This window comes from Candidatus Villigracilis proximus (assembly GCF_016717045.1).
In the GTDB taxonomy this organism is placed as follows: Bacteria; Chloroflexota; Anaerolineae; order Anaerolineales; family Villigracilaceae; genus Villigracilis; species Villigracilis proximus.
Window position 1 is genome coordinate 66,725 of record NZ_JADJUO010000036.1, and the last position, 22,751, is coordinate 89,475.

Here is a 22,751-nt window from a genome sequence, read left to right on the forward strand (position 1 = left end):
GATGATTTTGACTAGTGTACAGTTGACAGGCGAACAAGTCAATTCATCCTTTCTTCCTAGTTTGTTTGACATCATCCACTTCTTCGATATGCGGTTGGGTTCGGCTGGGTCTGGGCAAAAAGACCGAGAACACCGTCCCCACTCCGATCTTACTTTTCACTTCAACACGTCCACCGTGCCCGTGGATGATCTGCTTGCAGATGGAAAGTCCCAAGCCGGTACCTGCCACGCGGGCTTCATGCTCGCGCACACGGAAAAACTTCTCAAACAAATGCGGCACCGATTCATCCGGTATGCCAACACCGGTATCCTGAATATATAGAACCATTTCATCTTCCAGAGCTTCGGCACGCAGCATAACAGTCCCATTGGGGCGGTTGTATTTGATGGCATTGCTCAATAAATTCAACAAGACCTGTTTGATCTTATCGCGGTCAGCTTCAAGCAGGGGCAGCCCTTCAGGTGATTCAACACGGATCTGAATATTATCATCCGTGGCTTTGGAAGCCATGACATCCTTGCACTCGTAGATCAGATCTGCCACACTAAATACAGTTTTGCGGAATTGCACACGCCCTGATTCAAGCCTTGCGAGATCGAGGAAAGAGGAGGCGAGGGCATTTAATCGCATCGTTTCACTGTGAATGTTGTGAATGATCTGATCGCGCTGCTCTTGAGACATTTCAGGACGCAAAAGCAAATATGTGGCTGTACTCAAAGAGGCCAGCGGCGTGCGCAATTCATGCACGAACTCCGAGATCAAATCTGATTGCTGGAACAGGCGCGCATTTTCTATTGCCACGGCGGCTTGCGCCCCCAATACCAGAAGCATGGATTCGTCTGCGTCACTGAATTTGCCTTTGTTCTTGTTCAAGGCCTCCAACACGCCCACGATCTTGTTCTTGGTCACCAGCGGAATCCCAAGGAGCGATTCTGTCGAGAAGCCGGTAGTCTCTTCAATATTTGAAAAGAAACGCGGATCATCGTGAGCGTTCGTAATTCTCACAGGCTTGCGGTTATTAACGATCCACCCTGCGATACTGCCATCCAATGGCACAATGAGCCCGCGCCGCATGGATTCGTCCATGTTCGTTGAAACCTGAAAATACAACTGACGCGAAGTATCGTCATACAACAAAATGGAAGCCGCCTCGGAACCGCTGATCTCTGCCGCAGCGTGGACGATGCGTGAAAGCAAAATATCAAGATCCAGAGTGGAGGCAAGATCGCGCGCAATATCCACCAGCCGGCGGTAGCCATCCAAACGTTCAGTTTTTATTTCAGCCATTTAACACTCTCTCTGCAATTGCGGGGATGATCGTCGCTACATCTTCCAGAATAGCCACATCTGCACGGACATTCAAGTAGGTTTGTGTATTATTAATAATGATCAAATGCGCACCGCGATCCAGCGCCTGCATGGGCAGCCCAGCCACGGGGAGAACCTCCAAAGAGGAGCCGATCACAACCATCAAGTCACATTGGCGCGCCACACGTTGAGCCTTGAACCAGGCAGCTTGAGGCAGTTGCTCGCCGAAAAGAATCACATCAGGCTTCAGGATTTGCGCACACTTTGGGCAATGAGGAATCACACCTTTATCTGCAAACGAAGCGAGATACAATTCTGCATCCACTTTATGATAACACTGGGTACAGGTTAAAGTTTGCATGGTACCGTGCATTTCGATCACATTTTGCGCGCCGGCTTTTTGGTGAAGGACATCAATATTTTGGGTAATAATGGAATGTAAGCGCCCCGCTTTTTCCAGATCGGCCAACGCGTAGTGTGCAGGATTCGGCCTGGCAAAAAAAATCTGACTCGCCAGTGGGCGAAACCATTCATAGAATTTTTCAGGAGCCGTGCGAAAAGTAGTTAGAGAAGCCACCTCCAACGGCTCATCGCGTGACCACAACCCTGTCCCTGTGGAACGAAAATCAGGAATTCCAGATGGTGTGGAAAGCCCCGCACCAGTCAACACTACCGCATGTTTCGACTGACGGAAAAGATCCGCCGCAAAATCAATGTTGGTTTGTGTCTGGGAGGAAAACAAACTCACCGAGCCTTTTCGCGCTCAAGGATGGTATCTGCCATCTTCAGAAATTGCTGCGAAGTGATATTGGTCGGCTGACAGATCACCACGGGGGTTTGCATCCGTATGGCCTGCATGAACAATTCAGGAGCGGGGGTGAGTGTGATCGCAACCGAATGATTTAATTGCTCCTGCACCTTCGCCCATTGCATTTGCGCTTCAGAACGTTGACGATTATTCAACACCACACTAATACTCGTGCGGTCTATTTTTAGATCAGCAATTCCATCGATCAACATCCTGCTATGCTGAATGGAACTGGGCACACCTTCCACAACAATAATGCGCTCAGTACACAGCGGCAGAACCTTTTGCACAAAACCCGGCAAACCAACTCCCAGGTCCAGAACTACGAAACGGGCCAGCGTGGAAAGCCGGGTGACCAATGCCTCATAGTTTTGCACTTGTGAAGTTAAAGTCACATCCCGCGGATTTTCAGAAGCCAATAAAAGTTTTAACCCCGAACCATGTGCAACCAGAGAAGACACCACTTTTTCACGCGTCACCTCCACCACACTGCCTTGTAAAATCTCAGTCAATCCTTTTTGGTTCGGAACACCCAGGTCAGCGCCAAGTGTGCCCTGCCCCGGAGTCAATTCAGCCAGGATCACATCCGATTGTGCGCGGGTAAAAATGGCTGCCGCCAAATTTGAAGCCAGCGACGAAACGCCCAATCCACCGCGCGCAGAAAGTACACCGATCACATAGCCATGATGCTCATGGGATGTAGTCATCACATCACTTGCTTCCTTCGGACCCGAACGCGCAAGCAAAGCCTTTACATGCGCTTGTAATTCAGTGGGATGTGTGGGCTTGGTCAGGTAATCATCTGCCCCCACCTCAAAGCCGGTTACTTTATCATCCAACTGCGTCTTGGCAGTGAACATCAGAATTGGCACAGTGACCGTTGTTGGATTCTTACGCAGCCGGCGCGTAACTTCGTACCCATCCATATCCGGCATCATTACATCCAACAGAATCAAATCCGGGCGCTCTTCAAAAGCCTTCGCCAACCCCTGCGAACCATTTGAAGCCGCAATGATTTGATAGCCCTGTCTTTGCAGCATCAAACCCACGAGTCTGAGTGTATCCACATCATCATCAATAATCAGAATTTTTTCAGTCATTTCGCCTCGGCAATGAAACACAGTCTAACACGATAATTATAACGGATAAGTTGCTTCATTTCAGCAGTACCCTTATGCTATAATGAAAATGCATCAGGAAAGTCCCTGCACACTTGGGGATGATCGGCTTCGACGGGAGAGGCTGGTTCCGGAATGCGAGCCGAGCGCGCGCCGAACTCGTAAAATCAGCGCAAACTTTAAGTGCCAAAAACACTTCATACGCTGCTATGCCCCTCGCCGCCTAAGGCGAACCATAACAGTTGACATCTTCGGATGTCACGTCCGCCGGCACCGAACTCCACCGGGTGACGGATCGGGCGACACAAAGGTGGAGCGCTGCGTATGACTCTGCTAAATACGCCTAAGACCAGCAGATGGTCACAGAGTTACCTGCCCGCTGAGATCTCTGTGATGACTACCTTCAGCAGGCTACGCTCGTAGATTTCCGAGGGTCGAATCTTTCGGACGCGGGTTCAATTCCCGCCATCTCCACACCCATTCGCCCGGCAGGTTATACTGCTGGGCGAATTCGTTTAATGGAGAACCTATGAAAAAACTTTTCTTATTTATTGGATGTCTCATCTTCATCACTGCCTGCCAAAGCGCAACTGCCACATCCCAAACAGAACCCACCCCCCAGGCAGCGACTCAGACTCCGCCCCCGCCTGCCACTGCAACACTAACATTTACTCCCACCCCAACATTACCCCCAACCCCCGTGCCCTTATTCTTTACCGAAGAATTCAACACAGATCTGGGCGCATGGGTCTCCTTCCAAACCGGTGGAGCGGAACCACCAAATGTAAAACTTGAAAACGACTTGCTGCGCATTGATTTTTCCTCCCCGAATACCTGGTATTACGCGATACACAACGCACACGAATACACAAACGTATTTGTCAGCGCAAAATTTTCAGGCACACCTTCCGGCTCGATCGGCGTGATCTGCGATTACAGTGAATCGAATGGATGGTATGAATTCAACCTTGCCAGTGATGGAACCTATAGCGTACTCTTTGGGCAATGGCTGGCGGAAGGCATCGCACAATACACCCCCATCGCAATTGACACAACCGAATACCTGAAAGCCGGAAACCTCGATCACGAGATCGGATTGACCTGTCAGGGAAACATCCTGCTATTACATATCAATGGAAAACTCTTTCGCAAACTGGATGTCACCCGTTACGGTCTCACCGCGGGCAGAATCGGCATCAACGCCTCCTCCTTCGACGAAACCCCGGCAATCGCAATCTTTGACTGGGTAACCGTGAACGAACCAAGCCAATAAAATTTTTATAAGCCGTTAACAGAAATCTTGCATACATCGCTTAATATTTATATATTGAAAACTAACGGCAAGGAGAAACCTTATGGCAAAAATTATTGGCATTGACCTCGGCACGACAAACAGTGTGGTCGCTGTAATGGAAGGCGGCACACCCACAGTCATTACCACCGCAGAAGGCGGACGTATCTGCCCTTCCGTCGTCGCATTCAACAAGAACGGCGAACGCATGGTTGGACAAACTGCAAAACGACAGGCTGTCATCAACTCAGATAACACCGTTTATTCCATAAAAAGATTCATGGGCCGCCACTTTGGCGAAACCAGCGTCGAACGTGGCATGGTTCCATATACAGTCGTCGAAGGACCATCCAATGATGTACGCGTCAAACTTCCTGTTACTGGCAAGGAATATTCCCCGCAGGAAATCAGTGCGATGATCTTGGGCAAGCTCAAATCAGATGCTGAAGCCTATCTGGGTGAACCTGTTACACAAGCCGTCATTACAGTCCCGGCGTATTTTAACGACAGTCAGCGCCAGGCCACAAAAGATGCCGGCAAGATCGCAGGTCTGGAAGTTTTACGTATCATCAACGAACCAACAGCCTCCGCGCTAACTTATGGTCTCGACAAGAAAAAGAATGAAACAATTTTAGTATTCGACCTCGGCGGCGGTACGTTTGACGTATCCGTCCTTGAAGTGGGCGAAGGCGTGATCGAAGTCAAATCCACCAACGGTGATACACACCTTGGCGGCGATGACTGGGATCAAAAGATCGTCAACTGGGCAGCCGATGAATTCAAGAAAGATCAGGGCATTGACCTGCGGGCTGACAAACAGGCATTACAACGTTTGCGCGAAGCCGCAGAAAAAGCCAAGATCGAGCTTTCTACGGTCATGGAGACGGAGATCAACCTGCCTTACATCACTGCTGATGCCAGTGGACCGAAGCACTTACAAGTTAAACTCACGCGCGCCAAATTCGAGCAGATGACCAACGACCTGCTAACCCGCTGCCGCAAACCGTTTGAAGCAGCGCTTAAAGATGCTGGTCTCTCCGCTGAGAAATTGGATGAAGTGGTTCTCGTCGGTGGTTCGTCACGTATGCCAATGGTACAGGATCTGGTTCGCAGTTTGACAAATGGCAAAGAACCGAACAAGGGTGTCAATCCCGATGAAGTAGTGGCGATTGGTGCGGCCATTCAAGCTGGTGTACTTGGTGGTGACGTAAAGGATATTTTGCTGCTGGATGTCACTCCGCTTTCACTCGGTGTGGAAACAATGGGCAGTGTGATGACCGTGATGATCGAACGCAATACCACCATCCCTGTCCGCAAGACAGAGACCTATTCAACAGCTGCAGACAACCAAACCGCAGTGGACATTCATGTTTTGCAAGGTGAGCGCCCAATGGCAGCTGACAATATGACTCTCGGCAGATTCCGATTGGATGGGCTTCCCCCTGCTCCGCGCGGTGTGCCGCAAGTGGAAGTTACTTTTGATATTGACGCGAACGGCATCATCCATGTCACAGCGAAAGATAAAGCCACTGGCAAGGAACAGAAAGTTGCCATCACGGCTTCGACCAACCTGAACAAGAACGATATTGACCGCATGGTGCAGGAAGCGCGTCAAAATGAAAGCGCGGATAAACAGCGCCGCGAAGTGATCGAAGTAAAAAACAATGCCGATAACCTTGTGTATCAAACCGAAAAAGCATTGCGTGAGCTTGGCGATAAAGTGCCGGCGGCGGAACGCGGCTCAATTGAAACTCAGATCAACGATCTGAAGCAAGCCGCACTAGGTGAAGATGTTGCAAGTATCAAGAAAAATACTGAGACATTACAAAACTCCTTCCACGCATTGAGCCAGCAGCTTTATGCACAGGAACAACCGCAAGGTCAGCCTGAAGGGCAGGCGCAAGGCGGGCAATCTTCCGCACAAGATGGAGATGTAATTGACGGTGAAGTGAAGGAATAGTGTGAGTAACGAGTAATAAGTGAGAAGTAAAAGTGCGCCGACAATTTTCATTGTCGGCGCACTTTTTTCAGGATAAAGAATTTTTCAGAAAACAGGATCAGCTATCCCTGAGCGGGATGCGGGGCTTGAGTCGGTTTCTTGTTTTGGGGGAAGAGTCCATCAATCACAATGGCAAGGATTCGATATATCAATAAAAAGAGCAGGCTGCCGGCGGAAATCCAATAATAGTTTTGCGCCCAGCCTGCGCTGGTATCTGTGCCGCTGAATAAGCCATGAAAGATTGCGAGCAGGTACATTCCAAAACTTCCGTAATGAAGGAAACGCCATGATTTTTGTCCGATGATCGGGCGGATATAAAACGTGATTGCGAGGATCGCCCATGTGTAAAATGCGATCTGGCCGATGCCCACCCAAAATGGACGATAATCTACGGTGCTGAATGGAATGAGTAATTGTAAGAAGGTGAAATTGATGTAATGGTCGCCGAGAATCACGATGGCATGAAATACGGCGAATGCCAAACCCAGCAAACTGACGTATTCATGCAAGGCAAACGCGGCGGGTGCGCCGGGCCATAGGCGTGCCATTTTATTGGAGATACCCAGGCCAAGTGCCATGGAGATCCAAAGCAGACTTAAAGATACAAAGGCTGTGCCGCGTGATAAATACCAATAGGCTTTTGGAGCGTCGCCGTTGAGAGAAAAGGCCATGTTGGGCAGCCAGGAAGGCAGAACCAGGACGGCGAATAACAGACCGACGATCATGGCTAACAGGAACATCAAAAAAGTTTGGATGTTGACGGATGATTCATATTCAGTTTCAGTTGAGTTTACAGACATACTATACTCCTTACAAATATTCAAAAATGCGCTGGCTGTAAAACGTGTGTCCATTTTCGAGGACGATAATGCCAGCCAGCACGGGGTCCGCTTCGATCCACTTTAATCCTTCTTCGCTGCCCAAAATCAGTACGGCTTTCGCGGCGGCTTCAGCTTCCATGACGGTCGGCGCGACGATAGTGGCGGTGACGACATTTGTTTGAGCAGGCTGAGCCGTGTATGGATCGATGATGTGATGACGCGCTAATCCGTTTTGTTTCCAATGGCGGCGATCTTTGCCTGAGGTGGCAACTCCGCAGCGATTGAGGTTTAGGGTTTCAAAATCTGTTTCTTTCACGAATGGATTCTTAACACCAATCTGCCACGGCTGCCCGTTTGCAAGGGAATCACTTATGGCAATGTCACCGGCGGCGTTCATTAATACGGAACCAAATTCTTTAAGTCTTTCAACGGTTTGATGCGCGGCCCAGCCTTTTGCAACTCCGCCAAAATCAAGATGCACGCCATGAGGCAGGCAAATGGTTTGGGATTTTTCATCCCAGACTACGAGTGAAAGCGGATGCGTTGCTGTTAAAATTTGAGCTTTCATTTTTATTTTGATAACGCGGCAGGTTATCAAAACTTTGGTCATAACCGGCTTCGAGCATTGCATCTAAAACGGTCGGCGTGACCAGTCCATTTGTAATGATTTCGGCAGATAGGGAATATTGGAAGACATCCCACAGCGTATCACTGACTTCCACAGGCTGGTCGAATGTTTGGTTGAGAAGAGACAACTCACTGTTAGGGCGGAAGCGGCTGAGAGTCTGCTCCCAGCCTTCGAACCAGACTGGAATTTCGTCTATTATGGAGGGAGCGGAATTTGCCCCTTCCATAACGACAAGCATTTCGCCGCCCATGGCGCGGAATGGCAAACGATGCAACATTATGATGAACCTGTTGAAGTAACAGTCCCGCCGCCAGTGTTGGCGCCGGTGTTGGCGCCGCTGTTGTTTCCACCGCCACCACCGCCGCCGGTCTGAACAATGATCTGAGTCTGCGGGGCAGTTCCACCTAACAAAATGGGGCCGCTCGGCAAAGCTGCACCTTGCGCTGTGGGTTGAGTTTCAACCACCGGTGTAACTATTTGTACCGGGTCCATCGGCGGCTGTGCGGCCTGTTCCTGCGCACGTTTTATGGCGGCTTCACGATCTGGGCCAGCAAACATATTCCAGAAAATAAGCGAAAAGGCCATTGATCCAGTCGCGATCACCAGTTGTATATCATTCCAATTTCGAGATGCGGGTTTATTTGCCATGTTGAATACTCCTGTTAAACAGGTTGAAATTAATCATCATCCCCATCTTCATGCTCTTCGTGCTCTTCGTGCTCTTCATGATCTTCGTGATCGTCGTCGCCACTGGACGTAGTAACAACAGCGGTGGTACCGCCGCCGGTATCTTCGTTATCACTGCCGGGTCTTCTTTGAGTAATTATCGTGACGGGTAATTTGGAAATGGAGAGTATCTGTCCATCGAGACTCAGATAGACAATATCGCCCGATGAAAATGTGACCAGATAAGCATCTGTGTTTTCAAAAAGGGTAATTTCGACACTGTAAAGATCTGTGCGTCCCAACACTTTGCTGGCGATGGCCGCGGCGGCTTCAGGGGCAATTGTCACAACTTGAGTGGGAACCACTTGAGTAGGAACTACAGCCTCAATCGGCTGGTTGACCATTTCAACCATTGCGGTTGGCTGGGTGGCTGCGGCCACTTCGGTTGCACTGACGATATTCTTATAAGCTGAAGCCACCCCAAACAAAACGGCCAATACAAACGTGGTCAAAACCCCAGAAACGAACAAAGTACTTTTTCTCATGAAATTAGTCTCCTTTTTGACTGTATAAGGGATAAGTCGTTTTAACTTCAAAAGAGATACTACCTGAATATGAGAGATTACTCAGACACTCCAAAAATAGTACCAAAGTACCATCAGTATCGTCGCTTGGCTTTATCTAAATTATTTTGGGGTCTATCATTTTTAATGGGAATCTTTTTCTTAACCACAAAGGAGACAAAGTGGCACAAAAAAAAGACTAAGAATCCCTTTGTGACCCTTCGTGGTAAGGGTTTTTCCGCAAAACAGAAGAGCCTTATTTTGTTATACAAGGTATTGCGCAAGCATGTATAATCTTCCCATGAACAGAATCAAAAAAATAAACAAACTCTGGTTAATTCCAGCTGCGCTTCTGCTTGGCATTGGCCTGTATTTCATTCCACCGATTCACGACCGCCTTGCTCCTCGTGTAGACCTCGTGCGCACAAGGATCGTCTATTTTTTCAAACCGCCCGCTGAAGCAGTCTTTCAACCCAGCGGACAAACCGCATTAACCATTGAAACAGCCATTGTGACCGCTCGCGCCGAAATGCTGTTGACATTAACTCCCAGGGCGACCATGACTCCCACACAGGGACCTACTCCCACACCCACGATCACCTCCACGCCGCTGCCTGCTTCTGTTATTCTGCCGGGCGTTGTCTACGTTGATCAGCACGGCGCATGGAACTATTGCGGGCCGGCCAACTTAACCATGGCACTTAAATTCTGGGGCTGGCAGGGCACTCGTGATGATGTTGCCAAAGTTGTCAAACCCGGCTCAGGCGACCCGAAGAAGAATTTTATTGAGCAGGGTCTGCCAGATAAAAACGTGATGCCCTACGAACTCGTAGACTTCGTAAATGAAAATACGAACCTGCGCGCGCTTTCCCGTTACGGCGGAGACGAGAATCTTGTCAAACGTTTGCTTGCCGCAGGATTTCCCGTACTCGTGGAAAAAGGATATTACGAACACGATTACACCGGCAAAATTGACTGGCTCGGACATTATCTTTTCACCACCGGCTACGATGATGCGCGCGGCGGATTTATTGTGCAGGACGCCTATCTAAAACCCGGCAAAGACTTGCTTAGTACTTATGCCGCGTATCAAGATGGCTGGCGTTCATTTAATTATATTTTTATGGTGATCTATCCGCCTGAACGTGAAAAAGAATTAATCGACCTGCTCGGCCCGTGGAAAGATGAAACATGGGCTACACAGCACGCGCTTGAACTGGCTGAAAAAGAAATCAAAAGTCTAAAAGGCAATGACTTATTCTTTGCCTTATTCAACAAAGGGACAAGCCATGTGGCTTTACAGCAATATGTCGATGCCGCGGCGGCTTACGATCAGGCATTTGCATCCTACGAAAAATGGGACATTAAAGAAAAGAACCGTCCCTTCCGCATGATGTGGTATCAAACAGGGCCTTACTTTTCCTATTACTATCCAGGCCGCTATTTGGATGTGATCAATCTCGCAGACACAACCTTAAACGACACCATCTCCACACCAACTCTCGAAGAATCCCTGCTCTGGCGCGGACGTGCCTACTATCAGATCGGAGATACAGAATCAGCCGTGGCTGATTTCCGCGCCGCATTAAGAGTCCACATTAACTGGACTCCCGCAGTGCAGGCACTTCAAGATTTGGGATTGCAGCCTTAAGTGCAGTTTAGTCAACGGCATGATCGGGTACCTGCGAAAGTCAAAATCTCCAACTAACAAACCACTCAACTAACAAACTATGAAACTACTCCATTTCGCCGACGCACATATTGACATGGCCAACTATGGCCGCCACGATCCCGAAACGGGACTTCCCATGCGCGTGCTTGATTTCCTCAAGTCACTGGATACCATCGTGAATACAGCCATCTCCGAAAAAGTGGATCTGGTCATCTTTGCCGGCGATGCCTACAAAGACCGTTCCCCTGCGCCCACCTTTCAACGCGAATGGGGCAGACGCATCATGCGTTTGTCGCAGGCCAGGATCCCCACTTTGTTATTGATCGGCAATCACGATATATCACCGTCCATCGGGCGGGCTCATGCGCTTCAGGAATTCAAAACTTTGCAAGTCCCATTTGTGCAGGTGCTGGATAAACCCTGTCTGCTAAAGCCAAAGGATCTATGGGATCTGCCGATTCAAGTCATCGCGATGCCGTGGATCACCCGCTCGGGATTAATGGCCGCAACAGGCGAGACTGATTCCAGTGAAGCGTATTCACGCATCGAAGGCAATATCGGAAATTTGATCGAAGGCTGGCTTGATGAAGTAGACTCGTCACTGCCAGTGATTCTCACGGCACACGCATCGATCGAAGGCGCGAAGTTTGGCGGCGAAAGGCTGGTGATGCTTGGCAATGACCTGGTGCTTTCGGGCAGTCTGGTGAAAAATCCAAAATTAAGTTACGTCGCCATGGGACATATCCACAAGCCGCAGGATGTGAATGAAGGCTTCCAGCCGCCGGTGATTTATCCCGGCTCGATCGAGCGCGTGGACTTTGGCGAAGCGAAAGAGGATCGTTTCTTTATCGTGGCAGAAGTTGAAAAAGGAAAAGACACGCAGGTGGAGTGGAGACAACTCACAGGGGTGAGAAAGTTTATAGATCGCCGGACAGTTCTCAGGTCGGGGGAGAACGTGAACGAGTTTCTTAAAGACGTATTACCCAGCCCGAAGGAAATGTCTGAGGCGATTGTCCGCTTGTCGGTTGAATATCCAAGAGAATGGGATACCTTGATCGATGAAACCGATCTGCGAAAATACACCGAAGGTGCGTTTGAATTTCATCTGGTGAAACGCCCGCAAAGTGAGGCGCGTGTGCGCATCGCCGAGGGACAGGTGGTCAGCAGTTTGAGCCCGCTTGATCTGCTTGCGCAATATTTTGATGCATCGAAAGCAAAAGACACAGATGAACTGCAAAAACTCGCGCAGGAAATTATTTCTGAAGATCCGCTTGAGGATTAAAAAGTAGACACGGAAACAAGTAAACAAGTACAATGCAACTCGTAAATCTAAAATCAGCAATCAAAAATCCAAAATCGTAAATCGAAGAGGTTGTATGTCCAAAGAGAATTCACGTTATCGTTGGTTCGTCGTTGCTGTATTCTTCTTTTTCATGCTCCTGCATCAAACTGACAAGTTGATGATCGGCTCGCTGCAAGTGCAGATCAGCGAGGACTTTAAACTTAACAACCAGCAATGGGGCTTGATCAATTCGGGCGCGTTGATCGTAGGTACCATTCTTTATCCGATCTGGGGTTATTTATACGACCGCTACTCGCGCACAAAACTTCTTTCACTTGCATCATTTATCTGGGGCGGCACCACATGGCTGAACGCCATCGTGCGCAGCTTCGGCGGATTCCTCGCCACACGCGCATCGACCGGCATTGACGATTCATCCTACCCTGGTTTGTTCACGTTGATCGCCGATTATTTCGGCCCGAACCTGCGCGGAAAAATTTATGGCATTCTACAACTTGCGCAGCCGCTCGGCTATCTGTTGGGCATGATCCTCGCATTGATCGTCGCGCCCATGATCGGCGGCTGGCGTTCCATCTTTTACATCACCGGTTCGCTGGGACTGGTCCTCGCGGTCCTGATCTATTTTGGCGTGAAAGAAATGCCGCGCGGACAGGCCGAACCTGAATTCGAAGGCATGACTGAAATGCAAACCTTTAAATTCTCATGGGCCGAAGCGCAGGGAGATCTTCAAGAAGAAAACCATGTGGTTCGTTTTTTTACAGGGCTTCGCGGGCGTCTTCCCGTGGAACGTGATCACCTTCTTCTTCTTTGGTTATCTTGAAACAGAACGCGGCTACGACGCCAACAGCATTCTCTTCACCATGGCGCCCGTCATCCTGATCCTCGCCGGCGGATATTTCGTAGGCGGCGCGCTCGGTGATTTCGCCTATAAATTCACAAACAAAGGCCGCATCATTGTTTCCAGCATCGGCGTGTTAATGGGCGCGATCTTCATGTACTTCGCCATCAACACACCCATCGAAGCCACCAATCAATTTTTTATTCTGATGTGTCTCACCGCGCTCTTCATGCCGCTTTCCTCTGCCAACGTCATCGCCACTGTGTATGACGTCACCGTGCCCGAAGTCCGCTCGACCGCGCAGGCCGTGGAATACTTCATCGAAAACGCGGGCGCGGCCTTCGCTCCCATCATCACCGGCTACATCGCAGACATGTACAACCTGCAAACCGCCATCATATTGATCTGCACCGTGGCCTGGGGCTTATGCTTCTTCTTCTATCTCGGTGCGATCTTCACCATCGACAAAGATGCGCACGATCTCCGCAATCAAATGGCAGACCGCGCAAAAGCCATGTAAATCCCGCCCTAACCATACAAAAGGCAAATGGAGGAAAATTTTCCATTTGCCTTTTGTGTTTACAGGCATAACCCAAACCGGGTGTTGAATTTTTGCGCAACGCCGTTTCTAGGGTGGTATAATTTTTTTGAATTAAAGATCTTGTAAGGAGTTCCCATGTCAGGTCATTCAAAATGGTCCACCATTAAACGAAAGAAAGGTGTTGCCGATGCAAAACGCGGCGCCATCTTCACACGGCTTGCCCGTGAAATCGTCATCTCGTCCCGCGAAGGCGGCAGTGATGTCGATTCAAATTTTCGTCTACGCCTTGCCATCGATAAAGCCCGCGCAGAAAATATGCCCAAGGACAATATCGAACGCGCCATCAAGCGCGGTGCCGGCGAAGATAAAGACGGCACAGTTTTCGAAGAGATCACCTTCGAAGGGTATGGTCCGCACGGTTCGGCGCTCATGGTGACCTGTGTCACCGATAACCGCAATCGCACGGTCCCAGATATGCGTCATGCCTTTAGCAAATACGGCGGCAACATGGCAGAAGTGGGCGCAGTCGGCTGGCAATTTGACCGCAAATCTTATTTCGCCTTTCCTTCGAGTCAATTATCTTTTGATAAAGCATTTGAACTCGGTATCGTGGTCGGCGCAGACGATGTAGTAGACGGCGGCGATACAATTGATATTTATGCTCCCGTCGAATCTTTCAAAACCATTGCCGATGCGCTTCATCAGGTGCATGTTCATCCCGATGAAGCCGGCTTGCGTATGATCGCCAAGCAGGAAATCGAACTCGATGTCGATTCAACCTTGAAATTCATGAAAATGGTTGAAGCCATCGAAGAACTTGACGACGTACAGGATGTTTTCCACAACGTTAAAGTTTCAGACGAAGCTCTGGCCGCACTCGAAGCCGCTTAAGAAAACCAGACTTCGGAAGTTTTTTAAGAGTCGTTCCAGCCTGAATGCCTCAAGGAAAACTTCCGAAGTCTTTTTAATGTGTAAATAAATTATGACTCTCGCCCTCGGAATTGACCCCGGTACCGCCACCACTGGATTCGGTCTCGTGCGCCTCATGCCTAACGGGGATCTGGTCGCTGTTTCCTACGGCATTATCTCCACCCCGAAAGAGTCCTCACCCGCTGCGCGCCTCGAAATGTTATTTGATCAGCTCAATGATCTGCTCAAAGAGCATAAACCCGATACCGCCGCCGTGGAGCAATTGTTCTTTCAGACCAATGTCAAAACCGCCATCGCCGTGGGACAGGCGCGCGGCGTAATTCTGCTCTGCATCCAAAAAGCAGGTATCGAACCTTTTGAATACACCCCCAACGAAGTGAAACAAGCCGTGGCCGGTTACGGCTCCGCAGACAAACGTCAGGTACAGGATATGGTGCGCGCCCTGTTGCAACTGGATAAAATCCCAAAGCCTGATGACGCCGCTGATGCTCTGGCAATTGCGATCACACACTTAAATACAAAACGTTATGAATAAACGGTAAAATACAAACATGATAGCAACCCTCCGTGGAGAAATCTCCCAAATAGAAGAGAACGCCCTGATCGTCGAAGTCGGCGGTGTGGGATACAGAGTCTTTGTCCCTGCGCCTTTGCGCGGACAATCTAAAGCTGGTGAATCCATATTTTTGTTCACCCATCTTGTCGTGCGTGAAGATGCGTTCCTGCTTTATGGATCTGAATCTCAAAGCGACCGCGAACTCTTCAACATCCTGCTCGGCGTGGACGGAGTCGGCCCGAAGGTCGCGCTCTCCGTTTTATCCACCATGACGCTCGATGCGATCCAGCGCGCCGTCTTCGCCGAAGAACCCGATGTATTGAGCCGCGTTCCCGGAGTCGGCAAAAAGACCGCGCAGAAAATGGCGCTGCATCTCAAAGATAAACTCAAACCCGCTGACTCACTCTCCAGACTCTCCGCCATGTCAGACACCGATGCCGAAGTCATCGCCGCATTGACCGCGCTGGGTTATTCACTAGTCGAAGCGCAAGCCGCACTTCAATCCATACCAAAAGATTCACCGGATGATACAGGCGAACGCCTCAGATTGGCACTGGGATATTTCCAATAGTTACTGTGATCTAATAGGCCAGTTTTAAGCTAAATCTGACCGACAACGGCTGACCGCAACGTCTATGCATAAGTTAGGTGCTTGTCAAAAAACGCAAAAGCCGTATATGTCAAGAAAATTATCTGTGAGTAAAGATTTATGGAAGGAGTTTCAATTTTATTAAAAGACGATGGCTTCATGTTCATCTTCTGGGGAATACTTTGTGGATTCAATTTATTCTGGGATAATTATTGCTTTCGGTCAAAACACCTTTCCGAAAATGAATTAGTAGAAATTTCACCAGACTTCAAAGGAATAAATTCGCATTATTTGATGTTCGCTCTTCTTTGTTATGTATTTTTGATTTGTATACCATATTTAATATTCTCGCCACGGCTAGATAGTTGGTCATTAATGAACTATGGGAGAAGGTTCTTTCCTTCCTTTACTTTTATTTTTTCTGGAATTGGTATTTATCAAGGTGCATTTGCATTAACAAAAGGCGTATATCCGCAAATCAAATATTTTGGCTATATTTATGATGATATAAAACATATTCGTCGTGTTGCAGCTTACCAAATTATTTCTTCGATTTCATTAATTGTTCTTTCTGTTTTAGCCTTTCTTATTACGGTTTAGGTAAAAGGCAAAAGGTGTACAATTCCAAAACTACACCTAACAAAGCGTGCGCTGGATGCCAGGGATTCTGCGGTATTTTCGGGTATTTTTCTGGCTTCGAGTTTTCTCTACTCTCGAACAGAATCTATGCCCGCTCACACACAGATAACGCAAACCGATAGTTGTCGGCGGTCAAATCGCGGGAGCAAGATAATTGTGCGTAAGATGAGTACTCAATGAAACCAGGCGACCAAATCCAAGTCCGCGCCTGTAAAACGGACGGAACTATATATCGAAGCTGGCAAGCCACAATCGAGTCTGTTAACACAGACTCGATTGTTACAATTGCACCTGCGGGCTCGTCCGTGTTTAATATCAAGGGTGAAGATCTTCCGCTTCTTTATCATTACCGAGCTTATTACTGGCGCGAGAAGTTCTATAATTTGATCGAAATCTTTGAAGCCAATGGTGAGCTGCATCATATTTATATTAATGTTGCTTCGCCTCCCGAATTCAAAAATGAGACAATGAGTTTCAAAGACCATGAACTGGATGTGTCAAAGTATCCGCTCAAACCCGCTGAATTGATCGACGAAGATGAATTCGCCGAAGCCGCAGTAAAATATCAATACACAAAAGAATTTCAAGCGCAAATGTACACCGCCGCAAAAGAAGCGCTCGAACTCGCAAATCACTGGCAAGCAAAGCCCTCGCCATATTTCCCATAAAAGCTTCATCACTTCTTACTTCTTACTTTTTACTTTTTTTCATCCTTCACAATTCATCCTTCATCCTTAAGTCCCAGGAGTTCCCCATGCTCAATAAAAAGATCACATTCATCGGTCCTGGTGTAATGGCAGAAGCCATGATCGCCGGCCTCTTGCGCCAAAAACTCGCAGACCCTAAAAATATCACCGCTTCAGGTCCACACGAAGAGCGTGGACAGGAATTACACAAGAAGTATGGAATCAAAGTGACGACAGATAACGTGTCCGCAGTCCACGACGCGGACGTGGTTGTGCTGTCTGTCAAACCGCAGCGATTAAGCGAAGTCATGAAGGGACTCAAAGGCATCCGTCCGGGCGCGTTGGTTCTGTCCATTATTGCGGGCGCAACTATCAAGAAGATCGGCACCGGACTGAAACATAAGGCCATTGTCCGCTCGATGCCGAATACACCGGGACAGATCGGCGAAGGAATCACCGTTTGGGCCGCATCAAAAGATGTAAGCGAAGAACAACAAAAGATGGCACGCTCCCTATTGAGCGCCATGGGCGAGGAAGTATTTGTGGAAGATGAAAGTTATCTCGATATGGCAACCGCACTTTCAGGTTCCGGCCCTGCGTATGTCTTTCTCTTCACCGAAGCACTGATCGACGCCGGAGTCCACATGGGATTCCCACGCCGCATCGCCGAGCAGTTGGTTTTGCAAACCATCAAAGGATCGGCTTCATATTATCAAGGCGCAAGCAGACATCCCGCCACCTTGCGCAATCAAGTCACATCCCCCGGCGGGACATCCGCTGAGGCTTTGTATTATCTTGAAAAAGCCGGCTTCCGCACCGCCATCTCACGCGCGGTCTGGGCCGCCTATCAACGCTCACTGGAATTAGGCAAGGAAAAGCCCGGTCATATTTCTGATGTTAATGAAGATGAAGAGAAATGAAACCACCTGAACAAATCGAAACCGAACGACTTCTACTCCGCAAACCGCGCATGGACGATGCGCCGGCTGTCTTTGCAAGTTGGGCAAAATATCCAGAAGTGACCCGCTTCCTCTCGTGGCATCCGCATGAAAATGTGACGCAGACCGAAGCATTGGTGAAAAGATCCATTGATAATTGGGAAGGAGAAACAAATTTCCGCTATCTGCTTGAGATCAAGGAAAGCGGTGAACTGGCCGGGATGATCGAACTGCGGCTGGAGAAGGAAACTTTCAAAGTAAGTTTCGGATATACAGGCGCATATGCCCAATGGGGCAAAGGCTACATGACCGAAGCTGCACGTGCCTGTATTGACTGGTCATTTCAACAGCCGGGCGTTGTCCGCGTTTATGCCACAACAGATGTGGATAACATTCCATCCCAGCGGGTTCTGGAAAAAGCAGGGATGCAGCGTGAAGGTCTCCTGCGCAAAGAAAGTATCCGCCCGAATATGGACCCCGAACCGCGTGATTGTTATATGTACGCGATCGTGAAGTAAATCGGAGCGCGGATTTTTAATCCGCAAGTTTTGAAAAACTAAACCAGAGATGAACAAAGAAGAACGGAGATTTGAAAGAATATCTTTGTTTACATTGTGCCCGTATGGGTATCTCCGTTTATCATGGTTAATTGGAATTAAAAAACGCACTCTCGAAAAGGCAATAACCAAACTCTATCGCTTATAATACGGGGCGTTCAAATCTACTGCTCGTTGCATAATTTCAAAATTTATTCAGCAAATTATGCAGTACTTTGTAAAGCTGGAAAATCATGTCACTTATTACAGTAAGCTCACTCGCAAAATCATACGGCCCCACTGATATTTTCAGCGGGGTATCCTTCTCTGTCGTCAAAGGCGCGCGCATGGCCATCGTCGGGCCAAATGGAATCGGCAAAACCTCGCTCATGAGAATCCTCGTCGGCGCTGACGAACCCACATCGGGAACAGTATCCCGCACACGCGGAGTCCGAATCGGGTATTTGTCGCAAGAGGCAGATTTCAAAATGCAGGGAACGATCTGGACGGCCTGCGAATCCGTCTTTGAGCATTTCAAAGCAGAGCAGGAGGAATTGCATCGCCTTGAAGACTCAATGTCTGATCCGAATGCCGATCTCGATGAAGTAATGGAACGTTACGGAAAATTACAGGAAGAATTCGAACGGCGCGGCGGCTACACCTACACCACAAAAATTTGCACAGTCTTAACCCGGTTTGGGATTCAGCGAAGAAGATTATCAACTCGATCTCGATCATCTTTCGGGCGGCCAACGCACACGCGGATTTCTTGCAAAACTTTTGCTCGAAGACCCCGATCTGCTTCTGCTCGATGAACCCACCAATCATTTGGATATTGCCGCCGTCGAATGGCTCGAAGGCTATTTGAGTCAATGGGAAGGCGCGGCTATTATCATTTCGCATGACCGTTTCTTTTTGGATAAAGCCAGCAACGGCATTTTGGAAATGTTCCCCGGCACAACTGAAACCTATCGCGGCAATTACAGCGCGTATCTGAAACAACGCGTTGAACGCATGGAACGCAGGCAGGAAATTTTCGACGCCGAAAAAGAAAAGCTGCAAAAAGAAATGGAATACATCCGCAAGAATGTGGCGGGACAAAATGTATTGCAGGCCAAAGGCAAACTCAAACGCCTCTCGCGCATTATTCAAGCCATCGAACAGATCGGCATGGAAGCCGCGCTCAAACAAAAATGGAGCGAGACCGCTGGCGAAATTTCAGTCACCACCTCCATCCTCGGTGTGGATGAAGCCGGCCGCCGCATCAATGCGCTGCAATCACCTGTGCGCCAATTACCAAATTTGCATCTGCGTCTCGCGCAAGCGGCGCGCTCCGGCGATATGGTCATCCGCACCGAGAATCTCAAAGTTGGATTCTCTGACAAGTTTTTATTCTCATCTCCAAATATAGATTTGAGACGCGGCGACTGTGCCGCATTGATCGGACCGAACGGCGCCGGCAAGTCCACTTTTCTGAAGACGATCCTCGGTCAGATTCCGCCGTTAGCTGGTGAGGTGACTCTGGGAGAGAGTCTGCACATTGGGTATTTTGCTCAAGCGCACGAAAGCCTCGATCCGCAAAAAGCGTGATCGACGAGATCATGTACGCCACCGGCTGGCTTCCACAAAAGGCGCGCGAGTATCTCGGCAAATATCTATTCTCCGGCGATGACGCCTTCAAGAAAGTATCCATGCTCTCCGGTGGTGAGCGCGGACGTTTGGCATTGGCCAAGCTCGCCTTGCAGGATACAAATTTATTATTACTCGACGAACCCACCAACCATTTGGATATTCCTCGCAGGAAATTCTCGAAGCCGTGCTTGATGATTACGAAGGCACAATTCTATTGGTCACACATGACCGCTATCTCGTAGATGCCATCGCAACTCAAATCTGGGAGATCGACACAGACGAATCACATCTCATCATCTTCAAGGGTATTTACTCTCAGTTGAAAGAAGAAAGAGAGAAAGACCTCGCCCGCCGTGCCACCGTACAAGCCGAGCGTGAATCTGCGGTGGTTGCTGATAAGAAAAAGATGCGCCAAAAGCCAAGTCACCGGCCACAAAAGAAGATAAAAAGAAGAACGCAAAAAAGCAGGAACTTGAAAGCAAGATCGCCAAACTCGAAGCGCAGTTAAGCGAGATCGGCGAAAAACTGGCACATCCGCCCAAAGACCCGGGTGAAGTGGTAAAACTCGCAAAAGATTACGACCTCACGCAAAAAGAAATGGATGCTACTCTGGCAGAGTGGGAAGCGCTGCAGTAACGGACGATAAACCATAGACCACGGACGACTGTCCGTGGTCTATTTTTTTAATGACATATCTTTGTTCCTCTCCGTTTAACATGCTGAAATTGACAAAAGCCAACATACCCGGGATGAAGTAAAATTTCTGTCGTACCTTTGTCTGATACTGCATTTATCGTTTAACGAATATGGTTGACCTAAAGGAAAACATAAAAATGGAAATCATCTCTTTTAACGGCAAGACCTACACCAGCATTGACGAAATGCCAGCCGAGCAGCGCGCTGCTTACGAGCAGATCATGGATTTCATGCAGGATAAAAACAACAACGGCATTCCCGATCTATTCGAAGGGGATGCGCTTCAGAAGATGCTTGGCATATCAGAGAATACAAGCGTCATCATCAATGGAAAACAGATGCAAAGCCTTGACTCTCTTCCGCCTGAAGCACGCGCCAAGTTTGAAAAATCGATGGTGTTGATTAGCCGCATGGGACTTCTGCCCAAAGGCACGCCCACCTTTACACAAAGTGAACCCGCCTTTAAATCCGCACCGCCGATCATGCAATCATCTCCAACGGCCATTTCAGAAGATTCCGGCTCACAGACCGGCGTTATCATTGCTGTCGTCGCGGTGCTGTTGTTGTGCGCCATTGTCGTGGCCGGCGGAATTGTTTTTCTTCTTATGCGCCAATAACACACCATGACACTGATTCTGATTTACTCATTGATCGCAGGCGTAATTTCCGCACTGACCGCGCCCATCCCGGGCACATCCCTGCTGTTGACCGCGCTGGAGATCTATATGCTCGTTCATCTGGCAAAGATACACAAATTTCAACTCGGCTTCAAAGAGATCGGATATTCAGCCATGGCGATCTGGGGACTCTCCACCCTATTAAAGGATGCCGCCCTTGAAATATTAACCTTTGTCCCGGTCATCGGCTGGGCATCGGAAGTGATCGTGGCCGTTTTATTTGTGTTCTTTCTGGGAAACCTTGCAAATTTGTATTTCAAGCGGAATGTTTAAGTCCCGTTAACCTGCTCTTCAAAATGGGTTAAGCGCAGTTCTTTATAATGCACTCATCACCCATGAGAGTCAACCCTGTTCCACATTATTTGAATATATTTCCCACCGGCCATATTCCAGTACCCGTCTGCATTGGAGATTTGCCTCTTTCCAACTATATGGTCTCCTATGATACGCTGGCTGAAAAGGTGGTCAATCACCTGCGTGAAAATCCGCTGGTTCCGGGAGCGGTCGTCACGCAGGGAAAAAGATTACTGGGCGTGCTCCCGCGTCACAAAATGTTTGAAAGGCTGGGACGCCGCTACGGGGTGGAATTATTCCTCACCAAACCAGTGGGCGATCTATTGATGGAACTGCATACGGATGTCTTCAGCCTTAAGAGTCAACTGCCCATTAATACCGCCGCCAAACTGGCCCTCAGCCGCTCACAAGACGGCACATACGACCCGATCGTTGTTGAATATGACGATGGCAATTATGCCCTGTTGGATATGTATGTGCTTTTGTTGAGTCAATCACAATTATTAAGTAATATGAACGGCGTGATCAGTTCATTGAATGATATTGAAACAATTCTCTCCAGTGAGTCACCGGGGCGTAATATACTGGAATTGATCCTTGAGAGTTTACGCCTTGTTGCCCCCTATCATGAAGCAGAGATTATCATTCAAAACAACTCAACCTATGAAAGCCTGAGAAGCAATGAGCATGTAAAACTTCTGGATGATCCCTTGCGTTCGAATGAAATTTACAGATCTGTCTTAACCATGAGTCAGCCATTCAGCATTGAAGATGTGCGCATGGTTCCTGCCTGGAACGGGGTCTACGCATCCTCCAACACACGCTCATGGATGGGCATTCCCGTTACAGATCAAAACGGAATTGTCGGACTGCTTGCGCTTTCACGTTTTAGCGTATCCCCCTTCAACAATAACGAGAAGGAAATGGCGCAGGTATTTGCGCGCTACATCAATACGTTCCTTATTAACCTGACACGACAGACTGAGCGAAGATATATTTACAACAAAGTAATCTGACTTAA

General features: G+C 48.7%; 29 protein-coding genes and 1 other RNA gene. 22 read left to right on the top strand and 8 right to left on the bottom strand.

Features of this window, described 5'->3' with window-relative positions; all coding sequences use genetic code 11:
* Positions 1-43 precede the first annotated feature (43 nt).
* The 3 genes from IPL71_RS23930 to IPL71_RS23940 are packed head-to-tail and all read right to left on the bottom strand — an operon-like array spanning position 44 to position 3,217.
* A complete protein-coding gene (locus tag IPL71_RS23930; RefSeq protein ID WP_345326019.1) occupies positions 44-1,288 on the bottom strand; it encodes a sensor histidine kinase in 1,245 nt (414 codons plus the stop codon).
* A complete protein-coding gene (locus IPL71_RS23935) occupies positions 1,281-2,051 on the bottom strand; it encodes an SIR2 family NAD-dependent protein deacylase (RefSeq protein ID WP_345326021.1) in 771 nt (256 codons plus the stop codon). The genes IPL71_RS23930 and IPL71_RS23935 overlap by 8 nt, the downstream gene beginning before the upstream one ends.
* A gap of 2 nt (positions 2,052-2,053) precedes the next feature.
* Positions 2,054-3,217, bottom strand: coding sequence for a CpaE/TadZ family protein (locus tag IPL71_RS23940; RefSeq protein WP_345326022.1), 1,164 nt, complete (start codon positions 3,215-3,217; stop codon positions 2,054-2,056).
* Between the two features lie 115 nt (positions 3,218-3,332).
* On the opposite strand from IPL71_RS23940, the gene ssrA reads away from it, so the two are divergent.
* The 3 genes from ssrA (at position 3,333) to dnaK (ending at position 6,486) form a co-directional block, all read left to right on the top strand.
* Positions 3,333-3,712: a transfer-messenger RNA gene (gene ssrA, locus IPL71_RS23945) on the top strand.
* Positions 3,713-3,764: 52 nt separating this feature from the next.
* On the top strand, positions 3,765-4,508 hold the full coding sequence (locus tag IPL71_RS23950; RefSeq protein ID WP_345326023.1) for a hypothetical protein: 744 nt from the start codon (positions 3,765-3,767) through the stop codon (positions 4,506-4,508).
* A gap of 82 nt (positions 4,509-4,590) precedes the next feature.
* Complete coding sequence (gene dnaK, locus IPL71_RS23955; protein WP_345326025.1) at positions 4,591-6,486, top strand: molecular chaperone DnaK; 1,896 nt, start codon at positions 4,591-4,593, stop codon at positions 6,484-6,486.
* Between the two features lie 101 nt (positions 6,487-6,587).
* Here dnaK and IPL71_RS23960 read toward each other — a convergent pair whose 3' ends face one another.
* From IPL71_RS23960 to IPL71_RS23980, 5 genes are read right to left on the bottom strand one after another with little or no spacing between them, the layout of a single operon-like run.
* Complete coding sequence (locus IPL71_RS23960) at positions 6,588-7,325, bottom strand: ferric reductase-like transmembrane domain-containing protein (protein WP_345326027.1); 738 nt, start codon at positions 7,323-7,325, stop codon at positions 6,588-6,590.
* A 10-nt stretch (positions 7,326-7,335) separates the two neighbouring features.
* Positions 7,336-7,914 (bottom strand): FAD:protein FMN transferase, encoded by a 579-nt coding sequence (locus IPL71_RS23965; RefSeq protein ID WP_345326029.1) that lies wholly within the window; start codon positions 7,912-7,914, stop codon positions 7,336-7,338.
* Complete coding sequence (locus IPL71_RS23970; protein ID WP_345326030.1) at positions 7,859-8,251, bottom strand: FAD:protein FMN transferase; 393 nt, start codon at positions 8,249-8,251, stop codon at positions 7,859-7,861. The genes IPL71_RS23965 and IPL71_RS23970 overlap by 56 nt, the downstream gene beginning before the upstream one ends.
* Positions 8,251-8,622 carry a hypothetical protein gene (locus tag IPL71_RS23975; protein WP_345326032.1) on the bottom strand — a complete coding sequence of 124 codons (372 nt, stop codon included), beginning with the start codon at positions 8,620-8,622 and terminating at the stop codon, positions 8,251-8,253. The genes IPL71_RS23970 and IPL71_RS23975 overlap by 1 nt, the downstream gene beginning before the upstream one ends.
* 29 nt (positions 8,623-8,651) lie before the next feature.
* Positions 8,652-9,185, bottom strand: coding sequence for a hypothetical protein (locus IPL71_RS23980; protein ID WP_345326033.1), 534 nt, complete (start codon positions 9,183-9,185; stop codon positions 8,652-8,654).
* 319 nt (positions 9,186-9,504) lie between these two features.
* Between IPL71_RS23980 and IPL71_RS23985 the strand changes: the two genes are divergently transcribed.
* The 19 genes from IPL71_RS23985 to IPL71_RS24070 all read left to right on the top strand — a co-directional run bounded on the left by IPL71_RS23985 (position 9,505) and on the right by IPL71_RS24070 (position 22,746).
* Positions 9,505-10,854 (top strand): C39 family peptidase, encoded by a 1,350-nt coding sequence (locus tag IPL71_RS23985; RefSeq protein WP_345326035.1) that lies wholly within the window; start codon positions 9,505-9,507, stop codon positions 10,852-10,854.
* Positions 10,855-10,933: 79 nt separating this feature from the next.
* Positions 10,934-12,157 (top strand): metallophosphoesterase family protein, encoded by a 1,224-nt coding sequence (locus tag IPL71_RS23990; protein ID WP_345326037.1) that lies wholly within the window; start codon positions 10,934-10,936, stop codon positions 12,155-12,157.
* A gap of 94 nt (positions 12,158-12,251) precedes the next feature.
* Entirely contained in the window at positions 12,252-12,998 is a 747-nt protein-coding gene (locus tag IPL71_RS23995) for an MFS transporter (protein ID WP_345326039.1), read from the top strand.
* Positions 12,919-13,536: an MFS transporter gene (locus IPL71_RS24000; RefSeq protein ID WP_345326041.1), complete on the top strand. Its 618-nt coding sequence runs from the start codon at positions 12,919-12,921 to the stop codon at positions 13,534-13,536. Before IPL71_RS23995 ends, IPL71_RS24000 begins: the two co-directional genes overlap by 80 nt.
* A gap of 156 nt (positions 13,537-13,692) precedes the next feature.
* Positions 13,693-14,448 (top strand): YebC/PmpR family DNA-binding transcriptional regulator, encoded by a 756-nt coding sequence (locus IPL71_RS24005; protein ID WP_345326043.1) that lies wholly within the window; start codon positions 13,693-13,695, stop codon positions 14,446-14,448.
* 91 nt (positions 14,449-14,539) lie between these two features.
* Positions 14,540-15,022 (top strand): crossover junction endodeoxyribonuclease RuvC, encoded by a 483-nt coding sequence (gene ruvC, locus IPL71_RS24010; protein WP_345326045.1) that lies wholly within the window; start codon positions 14,540-14,542, stop codon positions 15,020-15,022.
* A gap of 16 nt (positions 15,023-15,038) precedes the next feature.
* A complete protein-coding gene (gene ruvA / locus IPL71_RS24015; protein ID WP_345326047.1) occupies positions 15,039-15,614 on the top strand; it encodes a Holliday junction branch migration protein RuvA in 576 nt (191 codons plus the stop codon).
* Between the two features lie 138 nt (positions 15,615-15,752).
* Positions 15,753-16,232 (top strand): hypothetical protein, encoded by a 480-nt coding sequence (locus IPL71_RS24020; RefSeq protein WP_345326048.1) that lies wholly within the window; start codon positions 15,753-15,755, stop codon positions 16,230-16,232.
* Between the two features lie 215 nt (positions 16,233-16,447).
* Positions 16,448-16,939 (top strand): DUF402 domain-containing protein, encoded by a 492-nt coding sequence (locus IPL71_RS24025; RefSeq protein WP_345326049.1) that lies wholly within the window; start codon positions 16,448-16,450, stop codon positions 16,937-16,939.
* Between the two features lie 86 nt (positions 16,940-17,025).
* A complete protein-coding gene (gene proC, locus IPL71_RS24030) occupies positions 17,026-17,877 on the top strand; it encodes a pyrroline-5-carboxylate reductase (protein ID WP_345326051.1) in 852 nt (283 codons plus the stop codon).
* On the top strand, positions 17,874-18,413 hold the full coding sequence (locus tag IPL71_RS24035; RefSeq protein ID WP_345326052.1) for a GNAT family N-acetyltransferase: 540 nt from the start codon (positions 17,874-17,876) through the stop codon (positions 18,411-18,413). Before proC ends, IPL71_RS24035 begins: the two co-directional genes overlap by 4 nt.
* Positions 18,414-18,685: 272 nt before the next feature.
* A complete protein-coding gene (locus IPL71_RS24040; protein WP_345326054.1) occupies positions 18,686-19,246 on the top strand; it encodes an ATP-binding cassette domain-containing protein in 561 nt (186 codons plus the stop codon).
* Positions 19,128-20,021 (top strand): ATP-binding cassette domain-containing protein, encoded by an 894-nt coding sequence (locus IPL71_RS24045; RefSeq protein ID WP_345326059.1) that lies wholly within the window; start codon positions 19,128-19,130, stop codon positions 20,019-20,021. Before IPL71_RS24040 ends, IPL71_RS24045 begins: the two co-directional genes overlap by 119 nt.
* Complete coding sequence (locus IPL71_RS24050) at positions 20,018-20,305, top strand: ATP-binding cassette domain-containing protein (RefSeq protein WP_345326061.1); 288 nt, start codon at positions 20,018-20,020, stop codon at positions 20,303-20,305. Before IPL71_RS24045 ends, IPL71_RS24050 begins: the two co-directional genes overlap by 4 nt.
* Positions 20,248-20,571: a hypothetical protein gene (locus IPL71_RS24055; protein WP_345326063.1), complete on the top strand. Its 324-nt coding sequence runs from the start codon at positions 20,248-20,250 to the stop codon at positions 20,569-20,571. The genes IPL71_RS24050 and IPL71_RS24055 overlap by 58 nt, the downstream gene beginning before the upstream one ends.
* Complete coding sequence (locus tag IPL71_RS26320; protein ID WP_514130858.1) at positions 20,547-20,699, top strand: hypothetical protein; 153 nt, start codon at positions 20,547-20,549, stop codon at positions 20,697-20,699. The genes IPL71_RS24055 and IPL71_RS26320 overlap by 25 nt, the downstream gene beginning before the upstream one ends.
* Positions 20,700-20,896: 197 nt before the next feature.
* The gene (locus tag IPL71_RS24060) at positions 20,897-21,376 is read left to right on the top strand and encodes a hypothetical protein (RefSeq protein WP_345326065.1); all 480 of its coding nucleotides are present in this window, start codon (positions 20,897-20,899) and stop codon (positions 21,374-21,376) included.
* Positions 21,377-21,382: 6 nt separating this feature from the next.
* Complete coding sequence (locus IPL71_RS24065; RefSeq protein WP_345326067.1) at positions 21,383-21,709, top strand: hypothetical protein; 327 nt, start codon at positions 21,383-21,385, stop codon at positions 21,707-21,709.
* A 47-nt stretch (positions 21,710-21,756) separates the two neighbouring features.
* Complete coding sequence (locus tag IPL71_RS24070; RefSeq protein ID WP_345326069.1) at positions 21,757-22,746, top strand: GAF domain-containing protein; 990 nt, start codon at positions 21,757-21,759, stop codon at positions 22,744-22,746.
* Positions 22,747-22,751 lie beyond the last annotated feature (5 nt).

Bases quoted from the DNA above. Each gene is read 5' to 3' on its own strand.
- IPL71_RS23930 (WP_345326019.1), bottom strand. From the start codon at position 1,288: ATGGCTGAAATAAAAACTGAACGTTTGGATGGCTACCGCCGGCTGGTG.
- IPL71_RS23940 (WP_345326022.1), bottom strand. From the start codon at position 3,217: ATGACTGAAAAAATTCTGATTATTGATGATGATGTGGATACACTCAGA.
- IPL71_RS23950 (WP_345326023.1), top strand. From the start codon at position 3,765: ATGAAAAAACTTTTCTTATTTATTGGATGTCTCATCTTCATCACTGCC.
- dnaK (WP_345326025.1), top strand. From the start codon at position 4,591: ATGGCAAAAATTATTGGCATTGACCTCGGCACGACAAACAGTGTGGTC.
- IPL71_RS23960 (WP_345326027.1), bottom strand. From the start codon at position 7,325: ATGTCTGTAAACTCAACTGAAACTGAATATGAATCATCCGTCAACATC.
- IPL71_RS23965 (WP_345326029.1), bottom strand. From the start codon at position 7,914: ATGAAAGCTCAAATTTTAACAGCAACGCATCCGCTTTCACTCGTAGTC.
- IPL71_RS23970 (WP_345326030.1), bottom strand. From the start codon at position 8,251: ATGTTGCATCGTTTGCCATTCCGCGCCATGGGCGGCGAAATGCTTGTC.
- IPL71_RS23975 (WP_345326032.1), bottom strand. From the start codon at position 8,622: ATGGCAAATAAACCCGCATCTCGAAATTGGAATGATATACAACTGGTG.
- IPL71_RS23980 (WP_345326033.1), bottom strand. From the start codon at position 9,185: ATGAGAAAAAGTACTTTGTTCGTTTCTGGGGTTTTGACCACGTTTGTA.
- IPL71_RS23985 (WP_345326035.1), top strand. From the start codon at position 9,505: ATGAACAGAATCAAAAAAATAAACAAACTCTGGTTAATTCCAGCTGCG.
- IPL71_RS23990 (WP_345326037.1), top strand. From the start codon at position 10,934: ATGAAACTACTCCATTTCGCCGACGCACATATTGACATGGCCAACTAT.
- IPL71_RS23995 (WP_345326039.1), top strand. From the start codon at position 12,252: ATGTCCAAAGAGAATTCACGTTATCGTTGGTTCGTCGTTGCTGTATTC.
- IPL71_RS24000 (WP_345326041.1), top strand. From the start codon at position 12,919: ATGTGGTTCGTTTTTTTACAGGGCTTCGCGGGCGTCTTCCCGTGGAAC.
- IPL71_RS24005 (WP_345326043.1), top strand. From the start codon at position 13,693: ATGTCAGGTCATTCAAAATGGTCCACCATTAAACGAAAGAAAGGTGTT.
- ruvC (WP_345326045.1), top strand. From the start codon at position 14,540: ATGACTCTCGCCCTCGGAATTGACCCCGGTACCGCCACCACTGGATTC.
- ruvA (WP_345326047.1), top strand. From the start codon at position 15,039: ATGATAGCAACCCTCCGTGGAGAAATCTCCCAAATAGAAGAGAACGCC.
- IPL71_RS24020 (WP_345326048.1), top strand. From the start codon at position 15,753: ATGGAAGGAGTTTCAATTTTATTAAAAGACGATGGCTTCATGTTCATC.
- IPL71_RS24025 (WP_345326049.1), top strand. From the start codon at position 16,448: ATGAAACCAGGCGACCAAATCCAAGTCCGCGCCTGTAAAACGGACGGA.
- proC (WP_345326051.1), top strand. From the start codon at position 17,026: ATGCTCAATAAAAAGATCACATTCATCGGTCCTGGTGTAATGGCAGAA.
- IPL71_RS24035 (WP_345326052.1), top strand. From the start codon at position 17,874: ATGAAACCACCTGAACAAATCGAAACCGAACGACTTCTACTCCGCAAA.
- IPL71_RS24040 (WP_345326054.1), top strand. From the start codon at position 18,686: ATGTCACTTATTACAGTAAGCTCACTCGCAAAATCATACGGCCCCACT.
- IPL71_RS24060 (WP_345326065.1), top strand. From the start codon at position 20,897: ATGGAAATCATCTCTTTTAACGGCAAGACCTACACCAGCATTGACGAA.
- IPL71_RS24065 (WP_345326067.1), top strand. From the start codon at position 21,383: ATGACACTGATTCTGATTTACTCATTGATCGCAGGCGTAATTTCCGCA.
- IPL71_RS24070 (WP_345326069.1), top strand. From the start codon at position 21,757: ATGCACTCATCACCCATGAGAGTCAACCCTGTTCCACATTATTTGAAT.